At 46.0% G+C, this 23,964-nt stretch carries 14 protein-coding genes; 10 read left to right on the plus strand and 4 right to left on the minus strand.

Annotation, left to right across the window (positions count from 1 at the left end; genetic code table 11):
* The first annotated feature begins 59 nt into the window (after positions 1-59).
* Positions 60-1,178: a hypothetical protein gene (locus tag B5F53_RS07790; RefSeq protein ID WP_087222075.1), complete on the plus strand. Its 1,119-nt coding sequence runs from the start codon at positions 60-62 to the stop codon at positions 1,176-1,178.
* Positions 1,179-1,456: 278 nt separating this feature from the next.
* A complete protein-coding gene (locus tag B5F53_RS07795; RefSeq protein ID WP_087222077.1) occupies positions 1,457-6,562 on the plus strand; it encodes a beta-L-arabinofuranosidase domain-containing protein in 5,106 nt (1,701 codons plus the stop codon).
* 69 nt (positions 6,563-6,631) lie between these two features.
* Here B5F53_RS07795 and rbr read toward each other — a convergent pair whose 3' ends face one another.
* The 3 genes from rbr to B5F53_RS07810 form a co-directional block, all read right to left on the minus strand.
* Positions 6,632-7,168, minus strand: coding sequence for a rubrerythrin (gene rbr / locus B5F53_RS07800; RefSeq protein WP_087222079.1), 537 nt, complete (start codon positions 7,166-7,168; stop codon positions 6,632-6,634).
* A 115-nt stretch (positions 7,169-7,283) separates the two neighbouring features.
* A complete protein-coding gene (locus B5F53_RS07805) occupies positions 7,284-7,829 on the minus strand; it encodes an NADH peroxidase (RefSeq protein WP_087222081.1) in 546 nt (181 codons plus the stop codon).
* 108 nt (positions 7,830-7,937) lie between these two features.
* Complete coding sequence (locus B5F53_RS07810) at positions 7,938-8,333, minus strand: Fur family transcriptional regulator (RefSeq protein WP_087222083.1); 396 nt, start codon at positions 8,331-8,333, stop codon at positions 7,938-7,940.
* A 143-nt stretch (positions 8,334-8,476) separates the two neighbouring features.
* On the opposite strand from B5F53_RS07810, the gene metG reads away from it, so the two are divergent.
* The 5 genes from metG (at position 8,477) to B5F53_RS07835 (ending at position 17,589) form a co-directional block, all read left to right on the plus strand.
* A complete protein-coding gene (metG, locus tag B5F53_RS07815) occupies positions 8,477-10,468 on the plus strand; it encodes a methionine--tRNA ligase (protein WP_275532197.1) in 1,992 nt (663 codons plus the stop codon).
* A gap of 327 nt (positions 10,469-10,795) precedes the next feature.
* Positions 10,796-13,399, plus strand: coding sequence for a cation-translocating P-type ATPase (locus tag B5F53_RS07820; RefSeq protein ID WP_087222087.1), 2,604 nt, complete (start codon positions 10,796-10,798; stop codon positions 13,397-13,399).
* Positions 13,400-13,414: 15 nt separating this feature from the next.
* Positions 13,415-14,194, plus strand: coding sequence for a TatD family hydrolase (locus tag B5F53_RS07825; protein WP_087222089.1), 780 nt, complete (start codon positions 13,415-13,417; stop codon positions 14,192-14,194).
* Positions 14,195-14,523: 329 nt separating this feature from the next.
* Positions 14,524-15,363, plus strand: a complete 840-nt coding sequence (licT, locus tag B5F53_RS07830; protein ID WP_242970267.1) for a BglG family transcription antiterminator LicT — start codon at positions 14,524-14,526, stop codon at positions 15,361-15,363.
* Between the two features lie 81 nt (positions 15,364-15,444).
* The gene (locus tag B5F53_RS07835) at positions 15,445-17,589 is read left to right on the plus strand and encodes a PTS transporter subunit IIABC (RefSeq protein WP_087222092.1); all 2,145 of its coding nucleotides are present in this window, start codon (positions 15,445-15,447) and stop codon (positions 17,587-17,589) included.
* A gap of 75 nt (positions 17,590-17,664) precedes the next feature.
* On the opposite strand, the gene B5F53_RS07840 is transcribed toward B5F53_RS07835, so the two are convergent.
* The gene (locus tag B5F53_RS07840; protein ID WP_087222094.1) at positions 17,665-19,134 is read right to left on the minus strand and encodes a CapA family protein; all 1,470 of its coding nucleotides are present in this window, start codon (positions 19,132-19,134) and stop codon (positions 17,665-17,667) included.
* Between the two features lie 215 nt (positions 19,135-19,349).
* Here B5F53_RS07840 and B5F53_RS07845 point away from each other — a divergent pair, with 215 nt between their 5' ends.
* The 3 genes from B5F53_RS07845 (at position 19,350) to B5F53_RS07855 (ending at position 23,880) form a co-directional block, all read left to right on the plus strand.
* A complete protein-coding gene (locus tag B5F53_RS07845) occupies positions 19,350-19,805 on the plus strand; it encodes a MarR family winged helix-turn-helix transcriptional regulator (RefSeq protein ID WP_087222096.1) in 456 nt (151 codons plus the stop codon).
* A gap of 154 nt (positions 19,806-19,959) precedes the next feature.
* Positions 19,960-22,011, plus strand: coding sequence for a polysaccharide biosynthesis protein (locus B5F53_RS07850; protein WP_087222098.1), 2,052 nt, complete (start codon positions 19,960-19,962; stop codon positions 22,009-22,011).
* A 558-nt stretch (positions 22,012-22,569) separates the two neighbouring features.
* Complete coding sequence (locus B5F53_RS07855) at positions 22,570-23,880, plus strand: DegT/DnrJ/EryC1/StrS family aminotransferase (RefSeq protein WP_087222100.1); 1,311 nt, start codon at positions 22,570-22,572, stop codon at positions 23,878-23,880.
* The last annotated feature ends 84 nt before the right edge of the window (positions 23,881-23,964 follow it).

Genomic DNA, 23,964 nt, shown 5'->3' on the forward strand with positions numbered 1-23,964 from the left:
GTATGCCTGCGGGAAAGGCATAGCCAAAGAATTAAGATATACAGGTAACGGAGGACAAAATGAGAAATTACACCAAAAGGATTGCATTGGGAGTACTTGCCGGAACACTGTGTCTGGGAACGATGACCGGATGCTCAGAAGAATTAGATGGAACTAAGACAGTAGCAACTGTAAACGGAGAAGAAATTCCCATGGGAATTGTCAGCTTCATGGCCCGTTATCAGCAGGCCCAGACAGCAATGATGTATGAGCAGTACGGCCTGGGAAGCACAAACGGTATGTGGGAAACCGTAGCAGATGAAGAATCCGGGGAAACTTACGGAGAGCAGGCAGTGGATCAGATTCTGGAACAGATTGAGCTGATGTATATCATGCGGGATAAGGCAGAGGAATACGAAGTGACCTTATCGGAAGAGGATCAGGCGAAGATTCAGGACGCTGCCAGTGAATTCATGGAAAACAATACAGAAGAAACCATTGCAGAAATCGGTGTTACCCAGGAGCAGGTAGAAGAGCTTCTGGAGCTTACCACCTATAACGATCGTATGTATAATCCCATTGTGGAGGAAGCAGAGATTGAAATTACTGATGAGGAAGCCAACCAGTCAACAGTAACGTATATCACTGTAACTCCGGAAGTGGAAGAAGACGCTGAGGAAGCAACAGAAGAAGAGAAAGCGGCTAAGAAAGCAGAAGCGGAAGAAATGCTGCAGCAGGTACAGTCTGCTCCGGAAGGAGATATGCAGGCAGTAGCCGAGCTGGTTGACGCAGATAATGCCTCTGCCACCACTTTGTCTTATACATCCAGCGGAGAAGACGAAACAGACACCGTACCTCAGGAAGTGATAGACGCAGTAAAAGATCTCCAGGACGGCCAGGTCGCAGACGCAGTCATTGAAGGAGATAATGCTTATTATGTGGCCAGAATGGATCAGGTACTGGATGAAGAGGCCACAGAGAATAAAAAAGAAACCCTGACCAACGATAAGAAACAGGAATACTATACAGAGACAACAGAGAAGTGGATGGAAGAAGCAGAGATTGAAGTAGACGAAAAGGTAAAAGAGACTTTAACAATCACAGATAACCACAGCTTTGTATTTAAAACAGAGGAAGCAGAAACTGCAACCGGTTCGGCAGTAGATACCGCAACGGGATCCGCAGTAGAAGCCGAATAATATCTCAAAGAGAACGAACAGGGGCTGCCCGGAATTTTTCCGGGCGGCTTTTTTTCGTAAAGAGAGGGTGAAATCGTAAAAAAACAAACTTGTATCTAAAAAAAACAACTTGCAGAGCCGAGGAGGACAAAATCAGTAAAAAGACATACATGATTAATAAAAAAAAGTAAGGAAATAAAAGGGGGTTAGTTGTATAATAGATACACCAAAGAAACGAGAAATTATCTGAAAAGGAGGGATCGAAAACGCAATAATTTATAGCAAAAGGAGGTAAAAAATTGAAAAGGAAAAAAAGTAAAATTCTTGTAGGAACACTGATTGCCAGCATGGTTGTAACTTCCGCACCGGTCATGGCAGCAGCGCCTTCGAATCTGGTGCTGGAAGAAGAAACAGAGGAAGAACTGGGTACCTTAAGCCAGGATCCTGAAGAAGAGAGCGCACTGTTGGAAGAGGAACAGGAACTGAAAGAGGAGTCCACAAATACGGTTTTAGAAGATGAAACGAATTCGGGTGCACAGGGAGTGCCGGCGGCTTTGTCAGCCGATGAGCTGGAAGCAGCCAAGATCTTAGAACTGGATTTTGAAAATTCACAATTAACAGATAATACCGGGACAGTAACTCCCACATTTATAGAAACCAACGGAACCCCTGAGTTTGTAGAAGGCCATGAGGAAGGAACCACCGGTATTCAGTTAAACGGGGGAGCCATTGACCTGGGTGCGGGAACGGAACTGCAGTCTCAGGATCTGACCATTTCCTTCTGGGCGAAAGCACCGGAAGGGGGATATAATGGGGAACAGATTCTGTTCTGGTGCAAAGACCAGGCAAACTGGCGTGCAGACGGATGGTACCTTACCTTAAATATGGACGGAGCTGTCAATATGATGGCAGGAGGCTACTACCGCGGATCAGCAGGAACTACCGCCGATTTCTTCCCGGAAGGAGAATGGGTGCATGCAGTAGTTGTTTACGACAGCACAGCAAAAACCTTTACCTTCTATAAAGAAGGACATAAACAGGAAACGGTTATGAGAGAAACAGAAGGGGACGGAGTTATCACCCCTACAGACTGCAATAAATATATCGGACAGAGCGGTTACGACATCAGCAATATGGACGGAGCTCTGGATGACATTACCGTATATAATGCAGCAGCCACCCAGGAACAGGTAGAAGAGATGTTCGGCATTACCCAGGAGGATAAACTCCAGGAAGCAGTGGATGCCCTGACCCTGCCGGATGACGGAACCTTCTACTATGACGCCACACTCCAGACAAAGGGACTGAATAACAGCACCATTCAGTGGAAACTGGACGGCGGAGACGGCGCCGTAACCTTAGAAGACGGCCAGAAACTGAAAGTCACCAGAGGAAGCGAAGCAGTCAGCGCAGAACTGACAGCCACTCTGACTCTGGGATCTGCAACAGCAGAAAAAACATTTACCATAACCATTCCAGAAAAACACAGAGATTCCGTAGCGAAATCCGTGACCTTCAATAACGTGAAGATTCAGGATGAATTCTGGTCTGCAAAACAGAAACAGATTATCTGTAAAGTAATGGAAACAGGGATCGAAAACGTAGAAAGCGCCACAGGAGGACTGCCGAACCTGAAGAATGCGGCTCTGAAAAACCAGGGAGAAGCAGCAGACTCCTTCCAGGGCGGTTACTGCTTTATGGATACCGACCCCTATAAGATGATGGAAGCCATGAGTTACGCCCTTCAGATCGATCCCGCAGGAGATGAGGAAATCATTGCTCAGCAGGAAAGACTGAGGGAAAAGTTAAACGAGTGGATTCCTTATGTGGAAGGTGCACAGGAGAAATATGTGGACGAGGAAGGAAATCCCATAGATAACGAAGAACTGGATCAGTATGACGGTTATCTGGATACGTTCTTTACTCTGGACTCCTTCGGACCGGAGAAGAGAATGACAGATTTTGCCCAGCATGAGTTATACTGCTTCGGCCATTTCTATGAAGCAGCCGTGGCTTATACACGTGCAACCAACTATGAAGATTTAAGATTATTTAAAGTGGCAGTCAGAAATGCCGATATGGTAAACCGCCTCTTCGGAAAAGGCAAATGGGAATCCTATCCGGGACACCAGGAAATTGAGCTTGCCCTGGTAAAACTGGCTCAGGTATGCGAAGAAGTGGGTACCGTAGACGGAGAAGATTATGCATCCAGATCCACCGATTATCTGAACGTGGCAAAATTCTTCCTGGATCAGAGAGGCCAGGGAATGAACCACGGCGGATGCTATGACAGTTTTGACATTAATTACCGTCAGGATCAGGCTCCGGTGCAGGATCAGAGAGAAGCTGTGGGACATGCGGTAAGAGCTATGTACATGTATTCCGGTATGACAGACATCCAGACCATCATGGACAGCGATACCTATGATACTTCCCTTCACGCAATCTGGGACGACTTACAGACCAAGACTTACGTAACAGGAGGAATTGGTTCCTCCGGCGGAGGCTCCTCCTCTGAAGGATTCGGAAGTTCCTGGTATCTGCCCAATAATGCAGCTTATGCAGAAACCTGTGCAAATATCGGAAGCATGATGTGGGGCAACCGTATGAACCTGCTGTACGGAGACAGTACCTACATTGATACAGTGGAAACTGCTTTATACAACAGTGTCATTTCCGGAGTAAACTTTGAAGGAGATGAATTCTTCTACTCCAATCCTATGAGCAGTGACAGCAATCAGCACCGTTCTGCATGGTTTGGCTGTGCCTGCTGTCCGCCAAACCTGATGAGAACCATCGCATCCTTAGGCGGATACATCTATGCACAGGATGACTCCGGATTAACGGTGAACCTGTATATTGGAAACCAGGCAGACGTAACCATCGGCTCAAATGCAGTAGAAGTAGCAATCGATTCTGAAATGCCGTGGTACGGAAATGCGAAATTAACGGTAAATAAAGCAGACGGCAGCGAATTTGCCATGAAATTAAGAGTACCGGGATGGGCAGATTCCGGAAAGAATACAGTAAAAGTAAACGGACAGGAAGTTTCCTGTGACGAAGAAAATCTGGAAGACGGCTATGTGGTAATCTCCCGTGCATGGCAGCCAGGAGATGAAGTAGAGATTGAATTCCCGATGACCACAGAAAAATATCATTCTGACGAACGTGTAGTTACCAACCAGGGACTGGCAGCAGTCAAGAGAGGTCCGGTTGTTTACGCAGCAGAAGGAATTGATAATCCGGATTTAACACAGGCATTTTTAGGTGATGAATCTTCTTTCACAGAAGAAGTGGTTGACAATGTATTAACCAATGGAGACAGCGGTGAAGATGTATACGGCGTGAAGAAGGGTATGATCATTCATGCAGACGCCTTTACCCTGACAGGCGGCCAAAAGAACGATACAGAACTTACTTTTATTCCTTATTATGCATGGAATAACAGAGGCTATGATACCATGCGCGTCTACGTAAAAGACGGAGATGAACTGGATGAAAGCAGCCTGATCGCCATGGATGCAACAGTAGATTCCATCTACTATAATCCAAGCTATAATCAGAATGATAAGATTAACGACGGAGATACCTCCACCTTCTGGTGCTGCTGGAAACAGAATGAAGTTCTTGCCAATCCATGGGTAAGCTATTCTTTCGAGAGACCGATCGTTGTAAGAAGCTGTATTGTCAACTGGTATGACGACGGCGGCGGAGCTCAGGTACCCCAGGGACTGAAGATTGAATATCTCAATGAGGAAGGCGAATGGACAGAAGTTACACCGACAGAAGCTTACGACACCTTTACACAGGACGTAGATAATGTATATCCTTTTGAAGAAGTAACCACAACAGGACTTCGTCTGACCATGGACAACGGCGGCAGAGCCTCTGTGGCTATCCGTGAATGGAAACTGGATGCAGAATATGTACCGGCCACTCCGGAAGAGAACTTCCAGGATACAATCACAGAAGTAACAGCCTCTGTAAAAGATGAAAATCAGGTTCTGGTAGAATGGAACCAGGTAGAAAATGCTAACAGCTATGTAGTTTACCGGAAAGCTTCCGGTGAAGAATCCTTCAGCCGGATTGGGGTTGTGGGAAAAGATGTCCTTTCCTATGTAGATAAAGACGTACAGCCGTCAGAAACCTATTATTATACGGTAAAAGGCTTCTGGGAAGCTGACGGCGAAGGAATTTCCACGAAGTATCCCACAGACGTATCGGTTACGGTACCGGGAGATGTGGACGCATTCCAGAAAATCATGCCGGAAGTAACTGCACAGGCAGAGGAAAACGGAAACGTGACGGTAAACTGGGAAACCATTAAGGATGCTAAGAGCTACCGCATCTACCGCAAAGAAGCGGGCGGAGCCTTTAAAGGAATTGCCAATGTGGGAGCTGACGCCGCTTCTTATGTGGACGAAACAGCGAAATCCGGCACCACCTATTACTATACAGTGAAAGGTTTCTGGCTGGAAAATGCACAGGGAGCCAGCACCTTATACCCCACAGACGTACAGGTAACCACTCCGGTGAATGCAGAAGACTTTGCACAGGTAATGCCTGAGGTAAGCGCAAAAGTAAACAGCGATCAGACGGTAACTGTAAGCTGGAAAGAAATCCCGGGAGCTGAGAGCTATCGGATTTACAGGAAAACAGCAGGAGGAGCCTTCGCAGGACTGGCAAACGCAGCAGCAGGAGAAACCTCCTATACAGATGTAAAAGCACAGCCGGGAGAAACTTACTATTATACAGTAAAAGGATTTATGGAAGAAAACGCAGCAGGAACAGCAACCGGTTATCCGAAAGATGTAACTGTGAAGATTCCGGTTGACACCTTAAAGACGCCGGCAGTCTCCACCCGTTCCGTAAACTACTGCACCGTAGAAGTAAGCTGGAACAAAGTAGCGGGGGCAGATAAATACGTGATCTACCGGAAAGAAGCAAAAGCAGGCACTTCCTTTGCATCCATTGCAACCGTAAACGGCGGTACCCTGAAATTCCGTGACCAAAGAGCGAAGATGGGCGTTAATTACTATTATACCGTGAAGGCATTTGCCGGATCTTCCTACAGTGATTATCAGAAGAATATCACAGGTATGGCAGTACCGTCCGCACCGTCTGTACAGACCGTAGGAAACAGCAGGGGAGTAACTGTAAGCTGGACAGGTTCCAAAGCAGGAGCCAGTGAATTTGCAGACGGCTACCGGGTATTCAGAAAGACCATCGGCGGAAGCTGGAAGACCATCGGAACCGTGGGAGCAAATACGAGAAGCTTTACAGACACCACAGGAACAAAGGGCGTTACTTATGCCTATACCGTACGTGCTTATGTAAAACAGAGTGACGGAACCAACTTATGGGGAAGCTACAATACACAGGGCGTACAGGACGTGAGAAAATAGAGAGAACAGAAATAGAAAAACAGGGCCGCTGCCATCTGGCAGCGGTCCCGTTTATGTAAAAAGAAAAGATTAATAGTTTTCCACTTTGCGTTCAAAGTAAGCACGTGGATGAGCGCAGACAGGGCAAACCTCAGGAGCTTCCTCAGCTTCATGAACATATCCGCAGTTGCGGCATTTCCAGCCTAAAGGAGCGTCGCCTTTGAAGGTGTTTCCTGCTTTATAGGATTCCAGAAGTTTGCGGTAACGTTTTTCGTGAGCGGCCTCCACTCTGGCAACTCCCTCGAATTTAACTGCCAGCTCTTCGAAACCTTCTTCGCGGGCTTCTCTTGCCATTCTGGCATACATATCCGTCCACTCATAGTTTTCGCCTGCAGCAGCATCTTCCAGGTTCTGTTCCACATCATGGATTCCGTGGAATTCTTTAAACCACATTTTTGCATGTTCTTTTTCCTGGTCGGCAGTCTCCAGATATAGAGCGGCTAACTGCTCATATCCGGCTTTCTTAGCCTGAGATGCATAATACGTATATTTATTTCTTGCCTGAGATTCTCCGGCAAAAGCGTCCATTAAGTTTTTCTCTGTTTTTGTTCCGGCATATTTAGACATAGTCATCCTCCTTATTTGTAAAAAAGAGGCTGTGCAATTCAGAAATCTTTAGAATGAAAAATTTCCCTGCAGCAGCCTCCTTCCTAAAAGTTTCTCTGATTTAGAAAAGAATCAATTATTCACCGAAGTATCTCTTTAACAGTCCGGCGAATGCTTTTCCGTGACGGGCTTCGTCTCTTGCCATTTCATGTACAGTGTCATGGATAGCATCCAGATTAGCAGCTTTTGCACGTTTTGCTAAATCGAATTTACCGGCAGTAGCGCCGTTTTCAGCAGCAACTCTCATTTCCAGGTTCTTCTTTGTGCTGTCAGTTACTACTTCGCCTAATAACTCAGCAAATTTTGCAGCATGTTCTGCTTCTTCGTAAGCAGCTTTTTCCCAGTATAATCCGATTTCCGGATAGCCTTCTCTGTGGGCAACTCTTGCCATAGCCAGGTACATACCAACTTCAGAACATTCTCCTTCGAAGTTTGCTCTTAAATCTGCCAGGATGTCTTCGCTAACGCCTTTTGCAACGCCTACTACATGTTCAGCAGCCCAGGACATTCCTTCTTCCTGTTTGGTGAATTTGTCAGCAGGAGCCTTACAGATTGGACAAGCTTCCGGAGCTGTCTCGCCTTCATAAACATAACCGCATACATTACATACCCATTTTGCCATTTCGCATTTCTCCTTTTCTTTTATAAATTTATTTTAATAGTTATTAATAATAGTAATTATTACTATTTTAATTTACCATATTCCATTGGCATTGTCAAGTTTATTTTTTCAATTCTTCTCTTTCTTTATACAGTCTTCACAGATGCCGTAAAATCTGGCGTTATAATCCTTTATCTGTCCGCTGAAATTACGGGAAGCAATCTCCATAATCTCGTCAATGCTGTCCATTTCCAAATCCAGGACACATCCGCACTCGGTACAAATGAAGTGATTATGAGGGGTGACAGTGGCGTCGAAGCGGTCGGCGCCGCCGATATTATCTAATTTCTTAATTTCACCCAGATTCACCAAAAGAGAGAGATTACGGTAAATAGTTCCCAGGCTGATATTGGGATAGATTAACCGAATATTCTCATATACCATATCCGCAGTGGGATGATCCGTTCTGGAGCAGAGAAACTCTTTAATCGCCTCTCGCTGGCGGCTGTATTTTAAATTTGCCATAGAATCTTCCTCTCTGATACAATGATAACAGTAATAGTTACTAATATTTTTATAACACAAAAAAAGTATCCTGTCAACATGAAATTCGATAATTTTTGTCCAGTTATGAAAAACCCCTCAGATATTTACAAATCCGGTGAATTGTGCTAATCTTTTTTCTATATCATAAGAAAGAAAAGGAGAAGAATGCCATGGGTGAAAAGTACTATATTACGACTGCAATTGCCTATACCTCCGGAAAGCCCCATATCGGAAATACGTATGAAGCAGTTCTGGCAGACGCCATTGCCCGTTATAAAAGACTGCAGGGCTATGATGTATTCTTTCAGACAGGAACGGACGAACACGGGCAGAAGATTGAACAGAAAGCGCAGGAAGCCAATGTAACGCCCAAAGAGTTTGTAGATAAAGTATCTGGTGAAATTAAGTCTATCTGGGATTTGATGAATACATCCTATGATAAATTCATCCGTACCACAGACGCGGATCACGAAGCGCAGGTACAGAAGATATTTAAGAAGCTCTATGACAAAGGGGACATTTATAAAGGATATTACGAGGGAATGTACTGTACTCCCTGTGAGTCCTTTTTCACAGAGTCTCAGTTAGTGGACGGGAAATGTCCGGACTGCGGACGCCCCTGCGTTCCGGCTAAGGAAGAAGCTTATTTCTTTAAAATGAGTAAATACGCGGATCGCCTTATCGAATACATTAATACCCATCCGGAATTTATTCAGCCGGAGTCCAGAAAGAATGAGATGATGAACAACTTCCTGCTTCCGGGACTTCAGGACTTATGTGTTTCCAGAACCTCTTTCCAGTGGGGAATCCCGGTGGATTTTGATCCCAAACATGTAGTTTATGTCTGGCTGGACGCCCTGACCAACTATATTACCGGAATCGGTTATGACTGCGACGGAAACAGCAGCGAGAAGTTCGGAAAGCTCTGGCCGGCGGATCTTCATTTAATAGGGAAAGACATTATCCGTTTCCATACCATTTACTGGCCGATTTTCCTGATGGCTCTGGATCTTCCGCTGCCGAAGCAGGTCTTCGGACATCCCTGGCTGCTGCAGGGGGACGGAAAAATGAGTAAATCCAAAGGAAACGTACTCTATGCAGACGAACTGGTGGATTTCTTCGGCGTAGATGCGGTTCGTTATTTCGTTCTTCATGAAATGCCTTTTGAAAACGACGGTGTGATTACCTGGGAGCTGATGGTGGAACGTCTGAACTCAGAGCTGGCCAACACCCTGGGAAATCTGGTAAACCGTACCATTTCCATGTCCAACAAATATTTCGGCGGCGTGGTAGAGGATAAGAAGGCAGAAGAAGAGGTGGATCAGGATCTGAAAGCCTTTGCAGTTGCCACGAAAGAAAGAGCCGGGAAGAAAATGGAAGATCTGCGGGTGGCAGATGCCATGACAGAAATCTTTGCCCTGTTTAAACGGTGCAATAAGTATATTGATGAGACCATGCCGTGGGCTCTGGCCAAAGACGAAGCAAAGAAAGACCGTCTGGCTACGGTTCTGTACAACCTGGTAGAAGGAATCTGCATGGGAGCCACCTTACTGGAAGCCTTTATGCCGGATACCACTAGACGGATTCTGGAACAGCTTCAGGCGCCGAAACGGAGTTATCAGGATCTGGATACCTTTGGTCTTTATCCTTCCGGCAATAAGGTAACAGAGAAACCGGAAATCCTCTTTGCCCGTCTGGATGTGAAAGAAGTACTGGAAAAAGTGGAAAAACTTCATCCTCCTGTGGAAGAAGAGAAGGAAGAGCCGGTGATCGATGTGGAACCGAAAGAGGAAATCACCTTCGATGACTTTATGAAGATGCAGTTTCAGGTGGGAGAGATTATATCCTGCGAAGCAGTAAAGAAATCCAAGAAGCTTCTGTGCTCTCAGGTAAAAATCGGCAGCCAGGTAAAACAGATCGTGTCCGGAATTAAATCCAATTACAGTCCGGAAGATATGGTAGGGAAAAAAGTCATGGTTTTAGTGAACCTGAAACCGGCGAAACTGGCAGGCGTATTATCTGAAGGCATGATTCTGTGCGCCGAGGGAGAAAACGGAGAACTTTCCCTTGTAGTTCCGGAAAAAGATGTGCCTGCAGGAGCAGAAATCTGCTGAGAAAGAATTGGGAAAATCCCTTGACATCAATTTTGAAATGTTTTATAGTAAGACCAGTTAGAAATAAAAGGGAGTAGCTGGCATGGAGACATGCGCACGAATACGTCAGTCCCGATAATATTTATTATCCGTATCGTGATGAAATAGCGAGACTTTTATTGTATCAGAAGATGCAGTAAAAGTCTCTTTTTTATATCATAGGAAAGTATTCCATCTTGTACTGGTTCCAATGGCATTCCTATAATATAAAAAACGCTCCGCTATGGATATTCTGTAGAATAAAAATGGATCTGCGGATATGAATAATTCAGAAGAAAGGATGAGAAAATGAAAAATTTTTATGAGGCATCAGCTGCTGACGTCCGGTCAGAGATAAACGGAAGTCAGGATCCGTTAAGCCAGGAGCAGGTGGCCCGAAACCAGGAGAAGTATGGATTTAATGAAATTGCAGAAGGAAAGAAAAAGCATCCCGTCCAGATTTTTCTGGAACAGTTTAAAGACGTACTGGTGATTATTCTAATCATTTCCGCCATCGTCTCTATGCTGCTGGGAGAGAAAGAGAGCGCAGCGGTTATCCTGATTGTCATAACCATGAACGCCATCCTGGGAACGGTTCAGACCGTAAAGGCGGAACATTCCCTGAACAGTTTAAAACAGTTGTCAGCGCCTATGGCAAAGGTTCTGCGAAACGGCGTGATTGTGGAGATTCCCAGCCGGGAAGTAACCGTAGGAGATGAGGTGCATCTGGAGGCCGGAGACTATATTCCCGCGGACGGCCGGATACTGGAAAGCGCCAGCATGAAGGTGGATGAAAGTGCCCTGACCGGAGAGAGTGTGGGTGTAGATAAAGTCAGCCACGCCCTGGAAGGAGAATGTTCTCTGGGAGACCGGATTAACATGGTATATTCGGGCAGCTTTGTGACCTACGGAAGAGGTTCCTTCCTGGTAACAGCCATCGGAATGGAAACAGAAGTAGGAAAGATTGCCAGCCTGTTAAAAAACACCTCAGAGAAGAGAACCCCTCTTCAGGTAAATCTGGACGAATTCGGAACCAAACTTTCTATGATTATATTAGTGCTCTGTGCGGCCCTGTTTGGAATCCAGATTGCACAGGGAGGCGACATTGCAGGAGCGTTCCTGTTCGCAGTGGCCCTTGCGGTAGCGGCTATTCCGGAAGCCTTAAGTTCCATTGTTACCATTGTACTGGCTTTCGGCACCCAGAAAATGGCCAAAGAGGGAGCCATTATCCGAAAACTGCAGGCAGTGGAGGGACTGGGTAGCGTATCCGTCATCTGTTCCGATAAAACGGGAACCCTGACCCAGAATAAAATGACCGTGGAAAATTACTATGTAGACGGCCAGGACGTAAAAGCAGAAGACATTGACCCGGCCAATCCGGTTCATAAACAGGTCCTGCGTCTGAGCGTTTTATGTAATGACTCCACCAATATTGACGGCCAGGAGCTGGGGGATCCCACCGAGACGGCCATGATTAACCTGGGTGATAAACTGGGCGTGCCGGCCCAGAGAGTGCGGAAGGCCTATCCCCGTCTGAGCGAAGTGCCCTTTGACAGCGACCGGAAACTGATGTCCACCCTCCATTGTCTGAAGGACGGTCATACAATGGCTGTAAAAGGGGCCGTAGACGTGATGCTGGAGAGAACTTCTTACATTCAGAAGGGAGAGACGGTCTGTCCCATCACAGAAGAAGAGAAGGAAAAAATCCGCAGACAAAATGAGGAATACTCCAGAAACGGACTTCGTGTTCTGGGTATCGGCTACCGGAAGTTTGAACAGGAAAAAGAGCTGACCCTGGAAGATGAGACAGACTTAACCTTTGTAGGGCTGATTTCCATGATGGATCCGCCCCGGACAGAGAGCGCGCAGGCCGTGGCAGAATGTATCCGGGCCGGAATCAAGCCGGTTATGATCACAGGAGATCACAAGGTGACCGCCGCCGCCATTGCAAAGAGAATCGGAATCTTAAAAGACGAATCCGAAGCCTGTGAAGGGGCGGAAATCGAAAATCTAAGCGAGGAAGAACTGGAGAAATTCGTGGAGAACAAGTCGGTATACGCCCGTGTATCACCGGAACATAAAATCCGGATTGTAACGGCATGGCAGAAAAAGGGCAACATTGTAGCCATGACCGGTGACGGGGTGAACGACGCGCCGGCTCTGAAACAGGCGGACATCGGCGTAGCCATGGGTATCACCGGAACGGAAGTATCCAAAGACGCATCCGCCATGATTCTTACGGACGATAACTTTGCCACCATTGTAAAAGCGGTGGAAAACGGACGAAATGTCTATGCCAATATTAAAAAATCCATTCAGTTTTTGCTGTCCGGAAACTTTGCGGGGATTTTAGTAGTACTGTTTGCTTCCCTGTGCGGACTGCCGGTTCCTTTTGCAGCGGTACATCTGCTGTTTATCAACCTGCTTACGGACAGCCTTCCGGCCATTGCCCTGGGACTGGAACCCCATAACCGGGAAGTTATGAATGAGAAACCCCGTCCCATGAACGAATCTATTTTGACCAGAGAATTTCTGACCAGTATAGGAAGAGACGGACTGATTATCGGAGTGATGACTATGGCCGCATTCTTAATCGGCCTGAATCAGGGAGGAGCAGGACTTGGAAGCACGATGGCTTTTGCTGTGTTATGTCTGTCCCGTCTGGTACACGGCTATAACTGTAAAGCCAAAAGCCCGGTACTGTTTACCAGAAGATTCTTTAATAATAAATACCTTCAGGGCGCCTTCCTGGCAGGGTTTGTTCTGCTGAATCTGGTGCTTCTGATTCCGCCTCTGGAAGGCGTATTCCAGGTAACGGCCATGACAGTTCCCCAGCTTCTGACCGTATACGGACTGGCCCTTTTAAACCTTCCGGTGATTCAGTTATTAAAAAGAATAAAAAACAGAAAATAGAAACGGGGAATCCAGATGATATTTGAAACACATGCCCATTATGATGATGAGAAATTTGACAAAGACCGGGAAGAGCTCCTGGGCTCTATGAAAGAAAACGGGATAGAATATATTATAAACTGCTGTGCCGCTGTGGAAGATATAGAGAAGACGGTACAGTTAATGGAGACTTATGACTTTCTCTATGGGGCTGTGGGCGTTCATCCCGACGATGCAGAGAAAATGAGTCCCCAGGTATTGGAGAAGATAGAAAAACTCTGCGGTCATCCCAAAACGGCAGCCATTGGAGAAATCGGCCTGGATTACTACTGGCACAAAGAGGCAGAGGTTCAGAACCTGCAGAAGACCTGGTTTCGGAAGCAGATGGAGCTTGCAAGGAAAGAGCAGCTTCCCTTCCTGGTTCACAGCCGGGAAGCTGCCAGAGATACCCTGGAGATAGTTCGGGAGTTTATGAAAGCGGGCATGTACGGGGGAATCATCCACTGCTTTTCCTACGGAAAAGAAATTGCCAGAGAATACCTGGACATGGGGCTTCTGCTGGGAATCGGCGGCGTAGTCACCTTTAAGAATGCAAAGAAATTAAAAGAAGTGGTAGAATACGCCCCGTTGGAGCAGCTTGTGCTGGAGACAGACAGCCCCTATCTGGCTCCCGAACCCAACCGGGGAAAAAGAAATTCCTCCCTGAATCTTCCCTATGTAGCAGAAGCCATCGGGGAAATCAAAGGGATCACCGCCCAGGAAGTTGTAAAAGTAACAAATAAAAATGCGAAAAAACTGTTCAATATTCCCAATTGACGGGTATATGCCGGAATGCTATAATCTAGAAAACTTGATAATTCATTTGATTGGATTGTGACTTGTAATGAAGGCAAGACCAACTTTGTAAATAGAAGGAGATTCTATATACAGGGTTGGTCTATTTTTTTACAATGAAAGCCCCGGACTGCGGCTGTACGGCTGGCAGGCTAGCCTGCACAGACGTACAGACATAGGACGGGCAAGAAGGTACGAGCACGGGGAATGCCGAAAGGCAGGCCGAAAAGTGCGAGTACCGACTGCGGATGGAGAAAGTGCGAAGCACGGAGCCATCCGGCTTTCATGAATAAAAATGAGGGGGATAAAGTTTGAAATATTTGATACAAATGGTGGTGAATAACAATATTGTCTGTTCCGTAGATGACAAGGGAAACGAAATTATCGTCCGGGGAAAGGGAATCGGTTTCCAGAAGAAAAAAGGGATGACCGTAGAGGAAAAGGACGTGGAGAAAATTTACCGGATGGACAGCCAGAAGGATACCAGTAAACTCCAGGAACTCCTTTCTGAGATTCCGCCGGAACACTTTGAAACCTGTACAGAGATAATCGAGCAGGTGGAAAACGATCTGAATAAGAAGCTCAGCCGGAGGATTTACATTACTTTGACAGACCATATCAGTTTCGCCATCGAACGGAAGAAACAGAAGATTGAGTACGAGAATGCTCTCCTCTGGGAGATTAAAAACTTTTATTCCAGGGAATTTGAATGCGGGGTCAGGGCTCTGGACATTATTGAGAAAAGGCTGGGAACCAGACTTTCTGAGGATGAGGCCGGATTTATCGCCCTCCATATAGTAAATGCCCAGTTGGATACCAAGATGGACAGCACCATGGAAATCACCCGTTTGATAGCGGGAATCCTGTCCATTGTCCGCAGATATTATGAAATTGAGCTGAACCAGGATTCTCTGGACTACGAGAGATTTCTGACCCATCTGAAATTCTTCGGCCAGCGGCTGTATAAGAATAAATCGGCAAAGAAAGAGGATCCGGTTTTCCACGATATGATTAAGGAACGGTATTTTACCGATTATCACTGTGCAGAAGTGATTCGGGATTATATCCAGGACACCTTCCATCATGAGGTCAGCGCAGATGAAATGGTATTTCTTACCGTGCATTTAAGAAGAATCAGTTGTGCAGAGTAAAAAAGAAAACAGAAATGTTCCGGCAGACAGGTGTGGGAGAGCCGGTTCATAATAAAGAAGAAAAGAAAGAGAGGTTATTTTATGAAAGACAAGATTTTTGGCGTTCTTCAGAGAGTGGGCAGAAGCTTCATGCTTCCTATCGCCGTACTTCCTGTAGCCGGTCTTCTGCTGGGACTGGGAAGTTCTTTTACCAATGAAACTATGATTCAGACTTATCACCTGAGCGCGATTTTAGGAGCGGGAACGCCCCTTCATTCCCTTCTGGTGATTATGAACAAGGTGGGAAGCGCCATCTTCGACAACCTGCCCCTGATTTTTGCCGTGGGCGTGGCCATCGGTATGGCTAAGAAAGAAAAAGAAGTTGCCGCCTTATCGGCGATGATTGCTTTCTTCGTTATGCATATCTCCATTAACGGCATGCTGGAAGTAACCGGTCAGATTTTAGAAGACGGCTCCCTGGCTCCCGATGTGCTGGAAGGAACCATCAGCAGCATCTGCGGAATCCAGACCCTGCAGATGGGCGTGTTCGGCGGTATTATCGTAGGCCTGGGAGTGGCTGCCCTGCATAACCGCTTTTATAAGATTGTGCTGCCCAATGCCCTGTCTTTCTTCGGCGGCTCCCGGTTTATTCCGATTATCTCTACGGTAGTTTACATGTTTGTAGGTATTTTAATGTATTTCGTATGGCCGGCAGTGCAAAATGGAATTTACGCCCTGGGAGGACTGGTAAACAGCTCCGGCTATATTGGAACCTTATTCTTCGGAATTATTAAACGGGCCTTAATCCCATTCGGACTGCACCATGTGTTCTACATGCCTTTCTGGCAGACAGCCGTAGGCGGAACCATGACCATAGACGGAAACCTGATCCAGGGAGCCCAGAATATTATTTTCGCTCAGCTTGCTTCTCCGGATACCGTACACTTCAGTGCAGATGCAGCCAGATTCTTCTCTGGTGAATTCATTTTCATGATCTTTGGTCTTCCGGGAGCAGCGCTGGCTATGTACCGCTGTGCAAAACCGGAAAAGAAGAAAGCAGCGGGAGGGCTTCTGCTGTCAGCTGCTTTAACCTGTATGCTTACCGGTATTACAGAGCCGTTGGAATTCTCCTTCTTATTTGTAGCGCCTATGCTTTTCGGCGTACAGGTAATCCTGGCAGGTTCCGCCTATATGGTAGCCCACATTCTGGGAATCGCAGTAGGACTCACCTTCTCAGGAGGACTTTTAGACTTATTCCTCTTTGGAATCCTCCAGGGAAATGCAAAGACAAGCTGGCTTCTTATCATCCCGGCCGGACTGCTCTACTTCGTCCTTTATTACTTTGCATTCACCTTCCTGATTAAGAAATTTAATCTGAAGACACCGGGACGTGAGGACGATTCCGAAGAAACGAAACTGTATACCAAAGCAGACGTAAATGCAAGAAAAGCCGGACAGTCAGGAAAAGACGGTTCAGGAGCAGGAGAAGATCCGGTGAGCGCCGCTATAACCAAAGGACTTGGCGGGGCGAAAAATATCAGCGACGTGGACTGCTGTGCCACCCGGCTTCGTATCACCGTTGAAGACCCGTCCAGAGTGGATGACGGCATCTTAAAACAGACAGGCGCAAGAGGCGTGGTGAAAAAAGGCCAGGGCATCCAGGTTATCTACGGCCCTCAGGTAGCAGTTATTAAATCCAATCTGGAAGATTATCTGGCTCATCCTCATGCGGAAGAAGAGACGGAAGAGTCTGCCGCAGTAACTGCAAAAGAACCACAGGAGAAAGACGTTCAGACAGAGAATATTCTGGTGCCCATCCCCGGAAATGTAATTCCTCTGGAACAGGTAGAAGACGGCGTATTCTCAGAAAAGATGCTTGGCGACGGCATAGCCATAGAACCGGCTAAGGGAGAAGTGTACGCGCCCTTTGACGGACAGATCAGCATGATTTTCGATACCAAACATGCCATTGGTATGACATCAGAAAACGGACTGGAAATTTTAATCCATGTGGGCATCGACACCGTACAGCTCAATGGAAAACACTACGACATCCTGGTAAATCAGGGAGACAATGTCAAAGCAGGAGAACTGCTGGCAAGGTTCGATATGGAAAAAATCCAGGAAGACGGTTATCGGACGGTTACCCCGGTCATCATTTCCAATACAGATGATTACTCCAGAATTCAGGGACATCCGGCAGAAAATGCGAAAGTGGGAGATGTGCTGATGGAGGCCGTAAAATAGAATGATTTAGAAGAAAAGGTGTATCTGACCCCGGAACAGAACCGGTCAGATACACCTTTTTAAAACTGCAATGGATTATTCATAATATTCAGAGTCGTCGTAAGATTCATCATAGGACTCGTCATAGTAGCCGGAGTCATCATAAGACTCATCGTAGGACTCGTCATAAGAGCCGGAATCCTCGTAGGAATCATCCTCCGACTCGTCAGTAGAACCGTCGCCGCTGTTCTCTGCGTTATCCGTCTGAGAGTCAGAACCTTCGGCGTCGGCGGAAGAATCCGTTATTTCAGTGGTAACCGTGGATGGCGTCACATTCTCAGATAGAATCGTATCAAACTCTGTCTGCAGCCCCTGGACACTGAAGGAGTCTCCCACGGTATACCGCACACTGTGGGAAGAGGCAAGGTCATCGGTATAATCGGCCAGCATATAAACCCCATAGTCTCCGGTATCATAATTATAGTGCATCACCGTAGGTTCCAGAGATTGATTCGTGACAGAAACCGTAGTTTCCTCGCCGTCAACGGTTTTTTCAATGGTAAACTTAGCCATACCGCCCAAAAGGCGCTCCAGGGATTCCTCGTTGGATACAAAACTTCCAAGAGAGTAGTAAACTAACATCTCATTTCCCTGGCCGTCCGAGAGGGTTCCATAGGGCTGAAGGGTTCTGGGATGACTGCCTAAAAGTACATCCACGCCCTGCTGCATCAGATATACCGCCCACTGCTTTTCAAACTCAGAAGGAGAGGTATCGGCATCTTCGCCCCAGTGGGCACAGAAGATAATGCAGTCGCTGGATTCTCTGGCCGCCTGAAGCATGGAATCTATCTTACTCTTGTCGAATACATCAATGCGGTAAGAATCCCCCGAAGAGAAAGAATCACTGTTTACCCCAAAGGTATAATTTAAAAGAGCAATTCGTATCTGATTTACCTCCACCACTTTTAACTGTCCGGCCTCCTCCTGAGAACTGTGAATTCCCAGAGGAGTTACATTGGTGTGGTTCGTACTCCAGAAGTTGAGCGTATTGTCAATAAGACTGCTCCCATAATCAAAAGCATGTTCCGAGGCATGCTCCACCACATCAAAACCTGCATTGGCCAGAGCGTCGCCGACTTCTGTGGGCGCGGCGCAGGTATCGGAGGAGCTGACCTCATCGTGATTGGATGTAAACAGGGCTTCCTGACTGACAAGCGCCAGATCGGCCGCCTGGATCTCTGCGCTTACCTGACTGTAAACATGATCGAAATTCCAGGAACTGGTTGTATCTGACTGACCGGAAGCATAGAGACTGCTTCCATAGAGATTGTCCCCTACAGCAGCAATATTGGCCGTATAGACCTCCCGGCTCTCTGCCTGGGCTTTTGCCTCCTCTTCCTGCCGTTTCTGTTCCTTTTCAGCCTCCTGCTTTACAAACATCTGATCCATCTGGCGGAAAACGATGCATAAGAGCACAAGAACCACAATGGAACAGATCAGACTGACTTTGGCCTTGCTTCTTTCAGTAAAATTCAAAGGTAGATTTTTCTTTCTTCTTTTTTTCATGATATTTCCTTTTCAAAACTAATGTTTAAATTCTAAGGTGGTCTGTTTCTGTATTTCCCTATTATAGCAAAAACAGATGGGAGTTGACAAGAAAAACTCCCGCAAGGGAGAGAGTGGGAAAAAAAGGAAAATAATTCCTTTGAAAAAGTACTTTGAATATCAAAGTAAATAGTGTATAATATTCGCAGAGAAAGCCGGAAAGGGCAGGTGAAAGAATGGGAACCTATGAGGCAGTAAATAAAATATTAGTGGATTTATTTCATGAGATACAGGAAATAGAAGAAAGAGCAATCATAACTTCTGATTTCAAAGATATTTCAGGAAACGATATGCACATCCTGGAAGCGGTGGGAATTAAAGAAGCCAGAAGCATGTCGGCAGTGGCGAAAGACCTGTCAATCACGGTGGGAACTTTAACAATCGCCATTAACAACCTGGTGAAGAAAGGCTACGTAGTAAGACAGAGAAGTGAGACAGACCGCAGGGTGGTATTGATTTCTCTCTCACCAAAAGGAAAAAGGGCCTTCTATCATCACAAACAGTTCCACGATCAGATGGTGCAGGCAGTACTGGAAAATTTAAACGAAGAAGAAGAACGCTCTTTAACTGCCGCTTTAAATAAGCTTCATAAATTTTTCCGTCAGTACGGGGAAGAACCGGTTAAATCATAACCGGAAAGGCGCTAATTTTTCCAATTATGGAAAACCCAATTGAAATTCCTATTAACTGTGATATAATTCCATTGGATTTAATTAAGAAGTTTTCTGTGCAGCCTGCAGGAAATGCTCCCGCAGGCTTTTTTCACAAGAGTAAGGGGATACAGATATGAGAGGTACATTATTTAATAGGAAGAAAAAATTCGAGCACTGGGAGCTGATTGCCCTTTATCTGGTGGCTTATGATATTGTTGCGGTTAACTTTGCCTATTTCTTTGGCCTGTGGCTGCGGTTTGATCTTCAATTCTCCCATATTCCCCAGGACTATCTGTCTTCATTCCTTCAGTTTACCCCTGTATATACCATATTTTCTATCATAGTATTTTACAGACTGCGTTTATATAAAAGCCTGTGGAGATTCGCCAGCCTGAGCGAACTAAACAGGATTGTCTGCGCGTCAGCAATTACCAGCCTGTTTCAGATTGTGGGAATCACCGTATTCTGCCAGAGGATGCCGGTTTCTTACTATCTGATTGGAGCAGCTCTTCAGTTCGCGGCTGTAGTGGGCGTCCGTTTCAGCTACCGTTATATCATCCTGCTGAGAAAGAAAAAGAAACAGACCGGGGAAAATGTGCGAAACGCCATGGTCATCGGCGCAGGAGCTGCCGGCCAGATCATCATCAAAGAGCTGAAAAACTCTTCCGAGACCAGGGCCGTGCCCTGCTGTATCATCGACGACAACTCCAACAAATGGGGACGCTTCATGTATAACGTGCCCATCGTGGGCGGCAGAGACAGTATCATGGAAAACGTGAAAAAATACCACATCGATGAAATCCTGTTTGCCATCCCCACAGCCAGACCGGAAGAACGCCGGGATATTTTAAACATTTGTAAGGAAACCGGATGCGATCTGAAAAGTCTGCCAGGTGTTTACCAACTGGCCAACGGCGAAGTCTCATTAAGTAAGATGAAAGCCGTGGCTGTAGAAGAATTACTGGGAAGAGACCCTATTAAAGTGGATCTGGAAGAAATCTTCCGCTATCTCAGAGGAAAAACCATCCTGGTAACCGGCGGGGGCGGCTCCATCGGCAGCGAACTGTGCCGGCAGATTGCAGGACATGAGCCAAAACAATTAATTGTCTTTGACATTTATGAAAACAGCGTATATGATATTGAGCAGGAACTGAAAAGAAAGTATCCCAATCTGAATCTGACTGCGCTGATTGGTTCTGTCCGGGATAGCCGGAGAATCAACCAGGTATTTGAAACTTATCATCCGGAAATCGTTTACCATGCAGCGGCTCATAAGCACGTACCACTTATGGAAACAAGTCCGAATGAGGCTATTAAAAACAATGTAATAGGTACCTATAAAACCGCCTATGCGGCGCTGAAAAACGGAACACAGAGATTTGTACTGATTAGTACGGACAAAGCAGTGAACCCCACCAACATCATGGGCGCCAGCAAACGTCTCTGTGAAATGATCATCCAGAGTATGGACGTCATTGCCAAAGCCGGAAGGATGGAGATCCTGCCCTTTCTCCACGAACATTCAGAGGAAAACGATGAAAACCTGAAAATCTCCGCAACGAAAACGAAGACGGAATTCGTAGCCGTAAGATTCGGAAATGTGCTGGGAAGCAACGGCTCCGTAATTCCCCTGTTCAAAAAGCAGATCGAAGCCGGAGGCCCTGTGACCGTGACTCATCCGGACATCATCCGTTACTTCATGACCATACCGGAAGCAGTAAGCCTGGTGCTCCAGGCGGGAGTCCTGGCCAGAGGAGGCGAGATCTTCGTACTGGACATGGGAGAACCGGTGAAAATCGATACACTGGCCCGAAATCTAATCAAGTTATCCGGCTACAAGCCGGACGAGGACATACAGGTTGTATATACCGGATTAAGGCTGGGAGAAAAACTCTTTGAAGAAAAGCTGATGGCGGAAGAGGGAATGAAAAAGACGAAAAATGAACTGATACATATCGGAAAACCCATTCCCTTCAATACAGAAGTGTTCCTCCTGCAGCTGACACATCTGGCAAAAGCCTGCAACCGAAACAGTGAGGATATTGTGGGGATGGTGGAAGAAATGGTGACCACATTCCATCCGGCGGAGGAGAAACCGGAAGAAAAGATAAAGAAAAAAGAGAGATATTTTGCAGAACAAACAGCCATGATGGAAGAAGCGGCAGTGACGGTAGAAAATAGATGACATGAATTTACGATATAAAGTAGCATGGTGTTAGTTTTTTGTGGAATTAGTCCCAGATTGTTAAATAAACATCAACTATACTATTGTTCTAGTCAGCTATAAAAAGATAGAGAGTATTATCGTTAATCAGTATTTTTTGATAGATAAATAATTATAGACCATGATTTTAAGAAAGAAAAGCGACTATGAAGGTTTCATTTTCACCACTAGCAAAACATGAGTGGATGGAGAGTCATTGGCAGGAATGTGGGTTACATGAATGCTGTAGCTTGTTAAAGATTTTATTGGAAAGAGAAAGCGATAAGCGTTTCAAAGAGATGATGGAGTGGTTCAGAGGTGGATTAGCACATTAAGAGCGAAGAATGACCGTATAAAACAGGCGGTTTGTCTTAAGGCTCTGGTTGCCATAAGCGGTGTTGCTAATTTAGTATAAAGGGATGTTGATTAGGTACATATTGAAGTCGGACCGCACGGTCACACTACTGGTAAGGAACATCATTTTGGAGGTGTCTGCCGATTACGGCATAGACAATAAATTACAGAGGAGCAGGAAACAAAATGGATAAAAATCATTATTTGAACGATCCGAGATTTAAAGGTATTACTCCATTTGCTAGAAAGATCTGGCTCTCATCGCCAACCATGCATGGAGACGAGGAGAAGTGGGTTGTGGATGCGATTCATAAAAATTGGGTAAGTACAGTCGGTGAAAATATCAATGTTGTTGAACAGCAGATTGCCAAGTTTATTGGACGTAAATATGCGATTGGATTGTCTTCCGGTACAGCAGCCCTTCATCTGGCAGTGAAGCTTTGTGGAGAGCAGCTATATGGTCAGCCCAAGGTTGGTCACGGCACTTTGGAAGGTCACAAAGTATTCTGCTCCGATATGACCTTTGACGCTACGGTCAATCCAGTGGCATACGAGGGGGGAGAAGCTGTATTTATTGATACAGAGTACGATACTTGGAACATGGACCCAGCGGCGTTGGAAAAAGCATTTGAAATTTATCCGGATGTAAAACTCATTGTGGTGGCTCATCTGTATGGTACGCCTGGGAAAATACGAGAGATCAGAGATATAGCGGATAAACATGGTGCGCTGATTGTGGAAGACGCGGCAGAATCTCTGGCTGCTACATATAACGGTGTCCAGACGGGGTGCTTTGGTGATGTCTCAATAGTGTCCATGAACGGTAATAAATTGATTTGTGGAAGTTCTGGAGGAATGTTGCTGACAGATAAATTCGATTGGGCGAACAAGGCTAGAAAGTGGTCTACACAGAGCCGGGAGAATGCTCCTTGGTATCAGCATGAGGAGATAGGATACAACTACCGCATGAGCAACATTATTGCTGGTGTGATAAGGGGGCAGCTTCCCTATATAGAGGAGCATAGAGCGCAGAAGAAAGTGATTTATGAGAGGTATAAGGAGAAACTGGCGGGCTTGCCGATGTCGATGAATCCGGTCGAACTAGCCGGTGCGGAGATTGAACCAAATTACTGGCTGAGTTGTCTGATCATTGACAAAGATGCAATGTGTCCGCAGATACGTGGGGAGCAGGAAGCATTGTATAAGACGGAGTCTGGCAAGAGCTGCCCAACGGAAATTCTGGAAGCAATGATGGCTTTTAATGTTGAGGGCAGACCGATCTGGAAGCCGATGCACATGCAGCCAATCTATCGGATGAATGGGTTTGTGAGGAGAGATAGGAATGGACGTGGCCGGAGTAATGCTTATATTGAATGTGGCTGTTTGGATGTAGGTATGAATATCTTTGAGAGAGGACTGTGTTTACCATCTGATAACAAGATGACGGTAGAAGAGCAGGATAAGGTTATTGAGATAGTGAAAAGCTGTTTTAAATGATATTAAAGGTTTCTTTCGGCTAAGTAAACAGCACAGGTTTTTAAAAAGTTATTTCATGAATTGGAAAGATGAGGAGAAAAAACA

Origin of the sequence: Blautia sp. An249 (assembly GCF_002159835.1) — a bacterium.
GTDB lineage: Bacteria > Bacillota > Clostridia > Lachnospirales > Lachnospiraceae > Blautia_A > Blautia_A avistercoris.

Bases quoted from the DNA above. Each gene is read 5' to 3' on its own strand.
- B5F53_RS07835 (WP_087222092.1), top strand. From the start codon at position 15,445: ATGAAAGACAAGATTTTTGGCGTTCTTCAGAGAGTGGGCAGAAGCTTC.
- B5F53_RS07845 (WP_087222096.1), top strand. From the start codon at position 19,350: ATGGGAACCTATGAGGCAGTAAATAAAATATTAGTGGATTTATTTCAT.
- B5F53_RS07790 (WP_087222075.1), top strand. From the start codon at position 60: ATGAGAAATTACACCAAAAGGATTGCATTGGGAGTACTTGCCGGAACA.
- B5F53_RS07850 (WP_087222098.1), top strand. From the start codon at position 19,960: ATGAGAGGTACATTATTTAATAGGAAGAAAAAATTCGAGCACTGGGAG.
- B5F53_RS07820 (WP_087222087.1), top strand. From the start codon at position 10,796: ATGAAAAATTTTTATGAGGCATCAGCTGCTGACGTCCGGTCAGAGATA.
- B5F53_RS07825 (WP_087222089.1), top strand. From the start codon at position 13,415: ATGATATTTGAAACACATGCCCATTATGATGATGAGAAATTTGACAAA.
- B5F53_RS07855 (WP_087222100.1), top strand. From the start codon at position 22,570: ATGGATAAAAATCATTATTTGAACGATCCGAGATTTAAAGGTATTACT.
- rbr (WP_087222079.1), bottom strand. From the start codon at position 7,168: ATGTCTAAATATGCCGGAACAAAAACAGAGAAAAACTTAATGGACGCT.
- B5F53_RS07840 (WP_087222094.1), bottom strand. From the start codon at position 19,134: ATGAAAAAAAGAAGAAAGAAAAATCTACCTTTGAATTTTACTGAAAGA.
- B5F53_RS07810 (WP_087222083.1), bottom strand. From the start codon at position 8,333: ATGGCAAATTTAAAATACAGCCGCCAGCGAGAGGCGATTAAAGAGTTT.
- B5F53_RS07805 (WP_087222081.1), bottom strand. From the start codon at position 7,829: ATGGCAAAATGGGTATGTAATGTATGCGGTTATGTTTATGAAGGCGAG.